Consider the following 12,936-nt stretch of genomic DNA (forward strand, 5'->3'; position numbering starts at 1 on the left):
ATTGTCTACTAAGATAAATCAATTTTATTTCAAAGAAGATGGCGGCTATACTTATAAGTATTTCCAGTGTTCTTTAGTAAATGGAAGAATAATTTTTTGATCTACTATTTCCAAATTCAAATGATCCATCTCTTTTTCCAGGATGATCATACAACCATAAGGAAGGGAACCTGAGCTGTCAAATTCCAGTTCTTTTATTTTAATGTGATTGGTAATTCCATTTGGAGAGACTTGTTGATTGAAATCTTCACCCGTATGTCCATAAAAATGATAAGGAATGCAAATACTATCAGTTATTTTTCTTAATTCAGGCATTCCGTATCCTCTTTGGGAAGAATCATCTTTATCATGAGAAATAAGCAGATCCAGATAACTGTGTTTTTTTATTAGCTTGTTTATTTGTCTTTTCTCATATTCCTGTACGAATCTTTTATCCTTACGGTTTTTAAGGTCTCCAATTCTTCCGATTCCGGTAAAAGTCAGACATTCCTCACCTTTACAAAAAGTCTGTAAATACCCAGATTTACAAATCCAGACCCTGTTGTATATATCAATAGGAAAAAGAGGAGCATCTGAAGCATTTTCTAACTCATCCAGATACTCATGATCCTCATGATTTCCTCTCACACATATCATATCCAGATCAAGTTGTTGAAGGAAATTTTTAATTTCTTTATTCTCTTGTACAAAGTCATCATGGAAACCTAATTCATTTCTATCATATTTCTGATGCCTGAGTGTAGCTTTGTCAAGGTTTTCCAGCTTGGGGAAAGCACCCAAATCTCCACATTGAAAAATAGCATCTACTTTTTTATGACTCATTTTCTGATAATAATCGGTAAGTTTAAAAGGAAGTAATATTTTTCCGTGTATATCTGCAAATATTGCAATACGTATCATTGTTTGTTTTTTATTAATTGATAAATAAATCTTTCTCTGAAAAAATGCGAGTCGGATTACCTCTTTCCAGATTCAGGTGTTGATTCCATTTTTCCTGAATTTGCTCTTTAACTAAAGTAAGATTTAGTTCGGATAATTTTTCCAACAGGCGTTTTTTTGCCAGTTTCTTGTTTTCCAGTTGTGATCGGGAGTCCATAGCAAAAACGGAAACCAGAGTAGGGGAGTGAGTAGCACGCACCGCTGTATTCACTTTGTTTACATTTTGCCCTCCGGCACCGCGTGCACGAACAGCCTGATATTTAATATCGGAATCTGATATTTGAATTTCTGACAGGTTCGATACTTCATGAACACCTACAAACCAGTTTTTTCGTTTATGAAATTTTCGATACATGCTTTTACCTGTAAATTGAATAACTCCTTTCCAGTTTTTTAAAAATGGTTCTATTATTTTATCTTCTCCATATAATTCCAGAGTAACAGATTGTAATGTACCTGCTTGTTGTCCCAATGTCGATTCTAATACTTTATATTCTATTTGTTTTTCTTCCAGTTCTTTATAAAATAGTTTAATCAACCGTGCCACTACCCATTCACATTCTACAGGGCCTCTGCCGGAAGAGAATTGTACAATTTTTTTATATTTTTTTGATGAATTCATTTTTTTAATAAATAATCTATGGTTTTCACTATAATTTCACGGTTTTTAGAATCCTTGATAAATTGAGGTAAACGTTCAACCATGCTCATGCCATATTTCCAATGCCGTTCCCGTAATTCGGATTCCACATAGGCTTGTATTTCCAATAGATGTTCCCGGTTATAACCCCAAAATAAATTGCCTCGAATATCTGACTGATACCAGAGGGGGAATCCGAAAATCGGATCATGTTTAATTCCCTGCACTTTCCCTGTGAGTATATATTTTTCAGTTCTTGGTTTTATAGTCAGACTTATGGAACATTCAGGACATGTAACTAAATATTTTTTAGGTTTTTCTTTTAATTTACCCCGTTCTTGATGTATTGTTTTTCCGCAATTCGGACAGTTTATATTTACTATTGCTTTATAGAAGATGAAATCTTCCGTTGTTCTCTGGTAAGAACAATGAGCACATGTAATAACAGAATTATTATAAGAATATTCATGGCTAACTGTAGCATTTTTTTTACAGGTAGGACATTCTACGGTAAATTTACCGAAATGGGAATATCCTTTTTCTTTATATCTTTTTTGTTCTTTTTTCATTAGTCATAAATATTTATAAATTTTCCTTTACTCATCATAAATTATGAGATTTCAATAAAGGGTTCATTAGAAGTAAGAACTGAAATATGTTTTGTAATTTTTTCAATGTCCCAGTTCCACCATTCTATTTCTAATAAATGGTTAATTTGATTTTCAGTAAATCTCTTTTTAATCATAGTAGCTGGATTACCACCTACAATGGAGTAGGGGGGTACGTTTTTAGTAACTACAGCATATGCAGCAATTATGGCTCCGTCTCCAATGGTTATTCCAGGCATAATGGTAGCCTTATAACCAATCCAGACATCATTACCAATTACAGTATTCCCTTTGTTTGGGTAATCCTTGCCCTCCATACTTTTGCTCCAGTCTCCTCCAAAAATAGCGAAAGGATAAGTGGTAACAGATTCCATAAGATGGTTTGCTCCATTCATAATAAAGGTTACTCCAGAAGCAATAGCACAGAACTTACCGATAATTAACTTATCACCTATAAAATCAAAATGATATTTCACATTTTTCTCAAAATTCATGATATCTTCAAAATCATCATAATATGTGTAATCTCCGATACTAATGTTTGGATTCTTAATAACATTCTTTAAAAAACATAAATTTGAATAATGTTTTAATGGAAATATTTTATTACAGTCAGGAATATTTTTTAATTTCATACTAAATACTTTTAGTTTTTTCTTTATATCTTTTTTTTCATTAGTACCATTCTTAATTAAGGTGTTTTTCTTCTTCATAGCTTTCCCATATTTTGGATAAGGGAATATTTTGTGTAGGATCTGGATTTAGTTGATATTTTTCTTTTTCACCCAACCAGGATTTCCAGCGGTTAGATCTGGATTTTATTTTTTGTAACCGAAGAGAGTTAATTTTGTCTTCATATATAATACGGTCTATCTCATCTCGTCTTTTTTCTAATTCCCAATCTTTTTTTCTTATTTTGGTAATAAAATAAGGACGTACTTTTAATACAAATCTCCAGGGTTCACTAAAAACATATTTTTCTTTCCATTTTCTAGATTGATAATCATAATATTGTATGAGGATAAATAATTTTTTTTCATCTTCTTTAAACGTTAGCTTCTCAAAATGATGCTTTTCCGGTTCTAACAAAATTTGCTGTATTTCAGCTAGTTTATACTTGTGCTTAGAAAGTCTTTTTTTTCTTTTTCTTTTTGCAAATTTTTTTTCATTACTATACCGGTACGTATTTATCTTGTTTAGTATGTTTTGATAAAAATCAGATTTTTTATTTTCTCTTACATCCTCCCTTAACACAAATAAGCGTTCATATCCTTTCCGGATAGGAGTTTCTAACTCTTCAAATCCAAGATTTTCTATAATCATTCTAATTTTGTCAGATTCTTTTCTAAGTTGAATTAAGCGTTTGTCTTTTCCCTTTATTATTCGTCTTTTTCTCCATCGAAAAGAAGGCAGCCTATAAGTTTCTATCCACTGCCTTTCTTCGTTTGTATATTTCACTTACTCTCTTATTTTTTATCCATCCGTACCAACCTCGGCATAAAGGTTCCCAAGATATCTACCAATTCCGTTTGCGCATTCATTACTTCATTAATATTCTTATAAGCCATAGGGGCTTCTTCTTTGCTTCCACCGATAAGTTCCACCTTATGAAGTTTCAGTTCTTTCTTAATTTCAGAAGCTGAAATAGAGTTGGATGCCTTATGTCTTGAAAGCAGCCTTCCGGCACCGTGTGAAGCAGAATTTAGAGATTCTTCGTTTCCTCGTCCTCGCACAATAAATCCTTTAGAACTCATCGAACCAGGAATAAAGCCTAGTTGCCCTTCGGCTGCGGGAGTTGCTCCTTTTCGGTGAACGATTACTTCTTTTCCCTTGTGTTCTTCTTTCCAGGCAAAGTTGTGATGATTTTCAATGCGAGCTACTAATCTACCGCCAGTTATCTTCATTAGTCTTCTATGAATATCGGAATGACAGGCAGAAGCATATTCTCCTGCAAGGTTCATAGCTATCCAGTATTCTGTTCCTAAATGAGAGTTAAGATCCAGCCAGGCCAGATGTTGTGCTTCTTTAGGTAGCGGACATTGTTCAATAGCTACCCGGGTATAATATTGTGCAATTTCTGCTCCTAATGCCCGTGAACCGCTGTGAGATAATATTCCGGTATACTTGCCTTTAGGTAAATTAAACTCATTTTTCTCATCCGTTATTTCTACTTCTCCAAATTCCACAAAGTGATTTCCTCCTCCCGAAGTACCCATTTGTTTGATGGCTTTGGCTTTTAAACGTCTTAAAATCGGAATCATAGAGAAAGCTTCATTTTCAAAAACCAAATATTCTATATGGGTTTTATGAGTTTCATACATTCCAAACTTTGTATTTTCTTGTAAAGCATTAAGATATTTATCCTTGCTTCCTTCCAAATAAGAAACTGGTATATCTAATATGCTCAGACACATTCTGCACCCTATATCCACACCTACCCCGTAAGGGATAATAGCATTTTCAGTAGCCAGAACTCCACCAATAGGCAAACCATAGCCTACATGTCCGTCAGGCATTAATGCTCCCTGAACAGATACCGGAAGTTTTAAAGCGGTATATAACTGCTTTATTGCTTCTTCTGCAATTTGCTCTTCACCAAAAATGGTGAATGGGGCCCTTTGACTTTCCAGATTTCTTTTTTCTACTTTGGTTAATTGCAGAAATTCTTCTGCAATTTGTCCCAGCATTAAGTTTTCTTTGTATTCTTCCGGTTTTTTTTGAATATCTTTAAGAATACTTAAGACGTATGCTTTATTTCTTTTATCGAAGTTTTTCTGCATTACTTCGATCGCTGTATTTATTATTTTTGTATTGGGATATCCGATTTTTAGGATATCTTTTCCTTTTAATTTTAACTTGCCCATGATATTTGTTTTTATATTAGGCCGTTATGATGTACTTTTTTACGAATACATAACAGAGTGTTGATTTTTTTATAAAATCAAGTAACAATCAAAAACGATTCGGGCTTGGATTATTTTATGATAACCAGTAAATTAGTAGAAAAATAAAACCCGAAACATTTGCTTCGGGTTTACTTTAAACATATTGTTTATTTATTTTGAAGAAAATACCCGAAGCTATGATTTTCCACTGGTAGGAAAACCGTTCATTATTTGTAGATGTGATACATTGAACATTTTGCTTCGTTATTTAAAAAGGTTATACTTATTTGAACTGCAAATTTATAAAATAAATTATTAAATATCCAAATTTATTTTATGTGATTTTATTAATACGTATTGCAGCTTATAACTCAACTAATTCCGCCTGAAATTCTAAAAAGTCTTTTTTAGTATCAAACATAAGTTGGGCTAAAAAATCTGAAAATTCTTGAATACAGATAAACAATAATAGGATGGCATCATTGTTATATATATCTTCTTTTTCTACGAAATAAATTTGTTTGTCTGAAATATATTTTTCAAAACTTGTTTTTGTGTCATCAGAAAGTTTTGAAGCATAATGACTATTGTTAAGAATACCATTAATATTCTTTTTAAATTCTTCTTCCAGTTTATATAGTTTGCTTACATGTTCTTTTATCTTAGCGGTAGAAGTTTCATATTGAAAAAAATTAGTCTTTTCAATAAAATCATTTAAAAAATCGTTCTTGATGTTAAAAAAGTCCTCGGTATTAGTGAAAAGAATATGCTTTTCTGTAAACTGTTTTTCTTTTCCTGTTTTTAATGCCAGATTATTAAATGCAGCAAATATTTGTTTATCGTTTTCTTCATTGAGAAGATTACATTCTTCCAGTTCTATACTAAGCTTTTCAATTAATTCTTTTACATTCTTCCGTGTATACTTAATACCGTCATAATCAAATGACTTTATTTTATTTCTTTTATCTCCTATATGTTTTAAACTTTCAATGTCATTGTTTAGTGCCTGTGAAATGTAAATGTTTTCAATCTTTTGCGTCGAGAATAAATCACTTATATTACCGTCGAAAGATATTTGTTTATATTCTTCCTTAAATTTTATAGGATTTCTGGAATCGTAATAATTGTTGTAAAATTTGTTGTAGCTGTTTGTATAAAAATCAGAAGTATATGCTTTCGTAAAGTCACCTAACGAGTATTGTGTAACTGAATCTTTGTATTGTACTTTTGAAAATATTTGGTCTGTAACTGTTTCCTGTAAAATTTCAATATTTGAAAACAATTGATTGGCTGGTTTAAAATCATCGTTTTCTTTAACTATATTAGTCTTTTCCAAAGCTGAAATTCTATCTTTTAGGGAAGGATGAGATGTCCACTGAGAAGTAAAATTCAGCTTGGATTTGTTATATTTATTAATATGTTCAAAAGTAACTAACGGATAACTTTCTTTAATTTCAAGATTTATTTCGCTAGCTAAAAATTTCATGACCGAGTGTTGTTCTTTAAAAACATTTTTACTTCTTATACAATCAGATACTTTTCCAGAGTAAAATTTTATGACTGAACTATAAGAATGCTCAGCCAGATCTAATCTTAATAATGACGTTTTTAAAGGCATATATCCGGTAACGTGTGCAGCAACTTCATCTGCATGAAATTCCATTTCTCTGGAAAGCTTTAAATAGCGAATATTGATGATAGAATACATTTTTTGCAAAATCCATTGGATGACTTTTATAAATCCAACGGCTATATAAGAAGCTAGAGCTGTTAAATTGTTGATGCTAGCAAATCCTTGTATGAAGCTACTGTAAGAAGTATTTTCATAGAGCATATTATAAATTATCTGGTTTACATTATGCACATAGCTACCTACTTTCATGCTTTTCTGAGAAAAATGACCGAATTCATGTGCTAAAATGGCTTTTAATTCCATTTGGGATACAATATTGATCAAGCCCAATCCTATTTGCAGGTTTTTTTTTACTGGCAGAAACATGCTCCAAAAGGTAGAGTCGTAAAATACAGCAGCATTCACGTCTTCACTAAGATAAACTCGTTTGGGGAAATCTGTGCCAACCTCTTCAACGATGGTATCAATTAAGGAAAATAATTGAGGTTCTTCCTGGCGGGTTATTTCAATAAAATTTGACTTATCTGTTGCATTTTCTTTAAATATAAATTTAATTAAAAAAACTAAAATTAATATTCCTAACCCAATAAGTGATATTCCTATAGCCAGAGTAGTATAATGAAAATGACTAACCATAATCATGATACCAAAATATCCGCAAAATAAAGTTAGAAGTATTGAAAAACTAAGTAGTATAACATAAACGATGATAAATAAAAAGACAGATAAAATAGCCCATACGGTATTTTTTTTAAAGTCATCGGAGACTGTGGCAGTATATTTCATGATCATTAGTAATTGAGTTTACAAAGGTAGACTTTATTTGCTTAAATTGTTAAAATATCAACTATAATGTTTTATTTATGTAATAAATATTTAAGTTGTCCTATGAAATATATTTTTATTTATATCATTTGTAATGGATTAGCTATTGTTGTTGGTAATTGTGCGGATTTATGAAATTTTCTTTACACAAAGTCTGAAAATAAATATAACCCCACTGAATATACCCACAGCAAATATAGTATCACCCACTGAGCGTAACCATTTTAAAAGAATCATTTCCGGTTTTTGCATCAATTCTGAAGAGCGGGCATACCACATCCCTTTATCAATACTTTCTATAGCTTGCCAAATCCCTATAGGAAGCAAACTCAATATTCCCATTAGTAATAATCCTATATTCAGACTCCAAAAACATAACTTAAGAAGTGTATCGTTCCATTTAACATTTCTATACATACTTCTTAATACAAATAATATAAATCCTATGCCCAACATGCCATAAACTCCGAATAATGCAGTATGAGCATGTAAAGCCGTTGTGTTTAAGCCTTGTAAGTAATATAATGCTATTGGAGGATTAATCAAAAAACCAAAAACACCGGCTCCTAAAAAATTCCAGAAAGCTACGGAAACCATAAAATAAATAGGCCATTTATAATCTTTCATCCATTCATTTACCTGTGAGGCTTTATAATTTTCAAAGGCCTCAAATCCTATTAAAGTCAGTGGCACCACTTCTAAAGCACTAAAGCATGCACCTAGAGCCATTACCGCTGGTGTTGTTCCGGTGAAATATAAATGATGGAATGTTCCTATAATTCCGCCGGAGAGAAAGATGATGGTAGAAAACAGTACATTAATGGTGGCTGTTTTTTCTTTTAAAAGTCCCATCCGAACAAATAAAAAGGCAATAACAACGGTGGCAAAGACTTCAAAAAATCCTTCAACCCATAAGTGAACAACCCACCACCTCCAGTATTCAGAAATACTCAAATGTGTGTGCTGTCCCCACATCAGTCCTGCAGCATAAAACAGTGCAATTGAAATGCATGATATTAGAAATAAAAGTAGCAGGCTTCTTTTTTTTGGATTTTCTTTAAGTACAGGTATGATAGGACGAGTCATAAGTATCAGCCAAATAAGTAATCCGATAAATAGAAATAATTGCCAGAATCTACCTAAGTCAACATATTCAAATCCTTGATGTCCCAGCCAAAAGTTAGTGTTTGGATTTAATTTTTGCATAATGGCCAGCCATTGTCCAGTCATTGAGCCAAATACTATGATAAGTAAGGCGTAGAAAAGAAAATCTACTCCCAGACTTTGAAATTTCGGATCTTTACCTGATAGAGCCGGTGCCATATACAAACCTGTTGCCAGCCATGCAGTAGCTATCCAAAAAATAGCCAATTGTGTATGCCAGGTACGTGTAACAGAGTAAGGGAGAATTTTGTTTAAAGGAATGCCGTATAATCCTGATCCTTCTACACCGTAATGCGCTGTTATAATTCCGAGCATTACCTGTAATATCATAAGAAGTCCTACAACAACTACATATTTTTTTATGCGCTTCATAGATGGAGTTGTTTTTTCTTGAATTAAAGGATCATTAAGTAACGAAATAAAACTATCCTCTTTGGATTGAGCATGGTAAAAAGCTAAAATACCAATGCACAAAATTAATAATATGATACTTACTCCAGACCAGATTAAAATATCTGCAGTGGCATTATTACCAACTAATTCATCGTAAGGCCAATTATGAGTATATGATATATCGGTGCCAGGTCTCTCCGTAACAGTGGCCCAGGTGGCCCAAAAAAAGAAAGCATTCATTTGTCTCATTTTTTCCGGATCTTTAATAGTGTTTTCCGGAATAGCATAATGGTCCCTAAGCTGAGAATATTCAGGATTATCCATAAATAATCCCTGATAATAGTCACATAAATTTTTTATTGCTCTTGCCCTGTTATCTGAAACAATGATATTTCCGTTTTCCTTGCTATACGTATTAGCCCGTAATTCTTTTTGAAGTCTGTTTTTTAATAGACTTTTTTTGTCAGAATCTAGTTTATCATAGGGAATAAAATATATTTTTTCCGAATATTCAGCTAATAATAATGTAGCTTCTTTATGCAACCAGTCTGCTGTCCAGTCTGGAGCTTGATAAGCCCCATGTCCCCAAATTGAGCCTATTTCCTGCCCACCCATGCTTTGCCAGATATTTTTACCGTCCAATATATCTTTTTTTGTAAATATCAGATCACCGTTAGTTGTTATAATTTTTTCAGGAATAGGAGGGGATTGCTGATAAATTTGAATTCCGTAATATCCTAAAGTTAAAAATGAAGCAAATAGGACAAGTGCCAGTGCTAACCACAATTTTTTTTCTTTTTTCATAGTATAAAAATTTTATAAAGGACAATACTATCCTTTATTATTCAGCAAAAATAAGATTAAAATAATAAAAGACAAATATATCTTTTATTATTTTGGAGAAAGATTTTTTATTTTGTTTATAATAGCCGTATTTTTGAGCTATGTTTTATTAATATGAGTATAAAAAAAAATATTTTACAGGGTAATTTGGTTTTACAGATTATAATAGGTTTATTATTTGGAATCTTACTTGCAGTACTTGTTCCTCCCTTGGCAAGATCAACTATGATTTTGGGTGAATTGTTTCTTACTTCTTTAAAATCAGCTGCTCCGGTACTGGTTTTTGTTTTAGTAATGTCTGCAATAGCAAATCATAAAAAAGGGCAGAGAACTAATATGAGTTCAGTTATTGTACTTTATTTGTTAGGGACTTTTCTGGCTGGTTTGTGTGCGGTTATAGCGAGTTTTTTATTTCCGGTTACCCTGAGTTTATTACAAAGAGAATCAATAGAATTAGCTCCTCCTACAAGTATTTTAGAAGTAATGAAAAATTTGTTATTAAATTTTGTAGATAATCCGGTTAAAGCTTTAATTAATGGTAATTTTATAGGCATATTAGCTTGGGCTATCGGGTTAGGTATAGCTTTGAGACATGCTTCTGAACAAACTAAGGTAATGATTACAGACTTGTCGAACGGGGTAACCTATATTGTGAAAATTATTATTCGTTTCGCTCCTTTGGGTATATTTGGCCTGGTTGCCTCTACTTTAGCAGAAACAGGCTTAGATGTTTTGTGGGATTACTTACGCCTATTGGGTTTACTTCTAGGAACTATGCTTTTTGTTGCTTTGATTATAAATCCGCTTATTGTCTTCTGGAAAATAAAAAGGAATCCGTATCCGTTAGTATTTACCTGTTTGAAAGAAAGTGGTGTAACCGCTTTTTTTACGCGTAGTTCCGCTGCTAATATTCCGGTAAATTTAGAACTTTGTAAAAAATTGAAATTACATGAAGATACTTATTCAATTTCTATTCCTTTAGGAGCTACTATTAACATGGCTGGCGCGGCAGTAACTATTTCCGTACTTACATTGGCCGCTGTACATACATTAGGTATTAAGGTAGATATATTTACTGCTTTATTGCTAAGTTTAGTGTCTGCTCTATGTGCCTGTGGAGCTTCTGGAGTTGCCGGTGGTTCATTATTGTTAATACCTTTGGCTTGCAGCTTGTTTGATATACCTCAAGATGTAGCGTGGTCAGTGGTAGGAGTAGGAATGACAATTGGAGTTGTTCAGGATTCAGCAGAAACGGCTTTAAATTCTTCAACAGATGTTTTATTTACTGCTGCTGCTTGTATGGCAGATGAACCAAAATAAAAATATATAAATCTCAAAAGCTTTAAAGCTTTTGAGATTTATGTAAAAAAAGTTATTTGTCCTCACATGTTTTACCTCCATCAATAATGAATTCTGCACCTGTACAGTAGCTGGATTCATCCGAAGCAAGAAAGACCATCAGAGAACTTACTTCTTCCGGTTTCCCCATTCGGTGTAACGGGATTCCTTTGAGCTGATCTTTCCAGATTTCAGGATTTTTTTCTATTGAAGCTTTAATCATAGATGTTTCGATCATCCCAGGGTGAACGGAGTTGACACGGATATTTTCCTCGCCTAATTCAATGGCCGCTGTTTTTGTCATGCCTCTGATAGCAAATTTTGAAGCATTATAGGCATAGTGTCCAAACATCCCCAAAAGTCCGCCAACCGAAGATACATTTATGATAGATCCTCCTCCGGCTTTGCGGAGTGAAGGCAGGACTGCCTGCATTCCAAACAAGGTTCCAAACTGGTTTATTTCAATAATTTTTTTGTAACCCTCAAACTCTGTATTTTCTAGGGTTAATGTACCTCCGTTAGGAATTGCTACACCTGCATTATTAATAAGTATAGATACAGGACCGAATTTTTCTTCCGTCATATCTACCACTTTTTTCCAATCTTTAGGATTACTTACGTCGTGAGGAATAAATAATGCATTTTTACCCAATTTTTTGACAACCTGTTCGCCTTTTTCTTTATTAGTATCTGTAAAAACTACTTTAGCTCCTTCTTCTATAAATCTTATACCATGTTGTGCTCCCATACCTGAAGCCGCACCAGTAATTATTGCTGTTTTATTTGCTAATTTTTTCATTAGAGATTATATTGCTGTATATCCACCATCTATTAATAATTCTGTTCCGGAAATAAAAGAAGAATCCTCACTGGCAAGGAATAAGACTGCCTTAGCAACTTCTTCAGGCCGACCTAATCTTCCCATAGGATGTAGCTGTATCAGTTCATCTTTATTAGCTCCATAAATTAAAGGGGTGTCAATATAGCCTGGAGCTACTGCATTCACTCTTATACCCTGGCGGGCATAAGTAGCGCCTAAGGTTTGGGTAAGAAGTTTTACCCCACCTTTAGCAGAAGCGTATGCAGTAACTCCCTTTTTTCCTACAAAGCTGTGAATAGAACCTGCATTTACAATAGTACCTCCGGTGCCTTGTTTTAGCATTTGGATAATAGCATATTTATCAGATAAGAAAACACCGTTAAGATTAATATCGATTGTTCGCTTCCATTTATCATAATCCAGCGTATCAATATCTCCATCATTAGCTATACCTGCATTAGCATATAATATATCCAATTGACCAAATCTATCGACGGTCTTAGCAAACATCTCCTTAATCTGATCTTCATGAGTCACATCCACTTTAATAAACAAAGTCTGATAACCTTGATCGTTAAGTTCTTTTTCCAATTGTTTTCCAGATTCAGAAAAATCTGCTATAACCACATTCGCTCCTTCTTTTACAAATAACTCAACAGTTGCTTTACCAATACCACTGGCACCTCCTGTAATAACAGCTGTTTTATTTACTAATTTTTTCATCTATTTACTAATTTTTAAGTTTTCAATTTGAATGTCCGGTAAGAGCAGTTGAAATGCTCTCATATTTAAATATGAGATCAAATAGTAGAAAAAAGTTATTTGATAATAAAGTAAATTAAATGTTA

The 12,936-nt window shown here is 32.9% G+C and carries 11 protein-coding genes; 1 reads left to right on the forward strand and 10 read right to left on the reverse strand.

Translation table 11 applies throughout. From position 1 onward, the window contains the following. Positions 1-51: 51 nt before the first annotated feature. The 8 genes from EOV51_RS06410 to EOV51_RS06445 form a co-directional block, all read right to left on the reverse strand. A complete protein-coding gene (locus EOV51_RS06410) occupies positions 52-900 on the reverse strand; it encodes a metallophosphoesterase (protein ID WP_228427747.1) in 849 nt (282 codons plus the stop codon). A 13-nt stretch (positions 901-913) separates the two neighbouring features. Then, complete coding sequence (gene prfH / locus EOV51_RS06415) at positions 914-1,561, reverse strand: peptide chain release factor H (protein ID WP_128151044.1); 648 nt, start codon at positions 1,559-1,561, stop codon at positions 914-916. Then, positions 1,558-2,148: a hypothetical protein gene (locus EOV51_RS06420; RefSeq protein WP_128151046.1), complete on the reverse strand. Its 591-nt coding sequence runs from the start codon at positions 2,146-2,148 to the stop codon at positions 1,558-1,560. Before EOV51_RS06420 ends, prfH begins: the two co-directional genes overlap by 4 nt. Positions 2,149-2,189: 41 nt before the next feature. After that, on the reverse strand, positions 2,190-2,822 hold the full coding sequence (locus tag EOV51_RS06425) for a CatB-related O-acetyltransferase (protein ID WP_128153307.1): 633 nt from the start codon (positions 2,820-2,822) through the stop codon (positions 2,190-2,192). Positions 2,823-2,874: 52 nt separating this feature from the next. Next, complete coding sequence (locus tag EOV51_RS06430; protein ID WP_128151048.1) at positions 2,875-3,645, reverse strand: hypothetical protein; 771 nt, start codon at positions 3,643-3,645, stop codon at positions 2,875-2,877. Between the two features lie 8 nt (positions 3,646-3,653). Next, positions 3,654-5,051: an RtcB family protein gene (locus tag EOV51_RS06435; RefSeq protein ID WP_128151050.1), complete on the reverse strand. Its 1,398-nt coding sequence runs from the start codon at positions 5,049-5,051 to the stop codon at positions 3,654-3,656. 385 nt (positions 5,052-5,436) lie between these two features. Next, the gene (locus EOV51_RS06440) at positions 5,437-7,491 is read right to left on the reverse strand and encodes a M48 family metallopeptidase (protein WP_164875254.1); all 2,055 of its coding nucleotides are present in this window, start codon (positions 7,489-7,491) and stop codon (positions 5,437-5,439) included. A 168-nt stretch (positions 7,492-7,659) separates the two neighbouring features. After that, positions 7,660-9,891 (reverse strand): nitric-oxide reductase large subunit, encoded by a 2,232-nt coding sequence (locus EOV51_RS06445; RefSeq protein ID WP_128151054.1) that lies wholly within the window; start codon positions 9,889-9,891, stop codon positions 7,660-7,662. 153 nt (positions 9,892-10,044) lie between these two features. On the opposite strand from EOV51_RS06445, the gene sstT reads away from it, so the two are divergent. Then, the gene (gene sstT, locus EOV51_RS06450; protein WP_128151056.1) at positions 10,045-11,250 is read left to right on the forward strand and encodes a serine/threonine transporter SstT; all 1,206 of its coding nucleotides are present in this window, start codon (positions 10,045-10,047) and stop codon (positions 11,248-11,250) included. A gap of 52 nt (positions 11,251-11,302) precedes the next feature. Here the strand turns inward: sstT and EOV51_RS06455 are convergent, their stop codons facing one another. Both EOV51_RS06455 and EOV51_RS06460 read right to left on the reverse strand, forming a co-directional pair. Next, positions 11,303-12,067 (reverse strand): SDR family NAD(P)-dependent oxidoreductase, encoded by a 765-nt coding sequence (locus EOV51_RS06455; protein WP_128151058.1) that lies wholly within the window; start codon positions 12,065-12,067, stop codon positions 11,303-11,305. A 6-nt stretch (positions 12,068-12,073) separates the two neighbouring features. After that, positions 12,074-12,811, reverse strand: coding sequence for an SDR family NAD(P)-dependent oxidoreductase (locus EOV51_RS06460; protein ID WP_128151060.1), 738 nt, complete (start codon positions 12,809-12,811; stop codon positions 12,074-12,076). Positions 12,812-12,936 lie beyond the last annotated feature (125 nt).

Source organism: Apibacter raozihei (genome assembly GCF_004014855.1).
GTDB lineage: Bacteria > Bacteroidota > Bacteroidia > Flavobacteriales > Weeksellaceae > Apibacter > Apibacter raozihei.